This is a genomic window from Desulfocurvus sp. DL1XJH-121, from assembly GCF_054819825.1.
In genome coordinates, this window is the sequence record NZ_JBTVWW010000203.1 from 1 (window position 1) to 238 (window position 238).

Below are 238 nucleotides of genomic sequence, written 5' to 3' on the forward strand. Positions count from 1 at the left end.
GGTAGAACCAGACCTGTCATTCTCGAAGACCAGCGTCAGCGATGTTGATGGTGAACTTGCCCGTTACAAGGATGCAGTTGCGGTATCAACGACTGAGGTTGAGAAAATTCGTGACGATGCCAAGAAGAGCTTAGGCGAGGACGAGGCGCAGGTTTTTGAAGCCCACTTGATGATTTTGAATGACCCCGAATTTACGGGTGCCATTGAAACCGAAATCAAGGAGCAAAAGGTCAACAGT

The 238-nt window shown here is 48.7% G+C and carries 1 protein-coding gene; it reads left to right on the forward strand.

What is annotated here, in order from left to right; translation table 11 throughout:
- Window positions 1-238 (forward strand): phosphoenolpyruvate-utilizing N-terminal domain-containing protein (locus tag ACYYG1_RS17885; protein WP_461211679.1); only part of this gene is annotated, 238 nt, incomplete at both ends.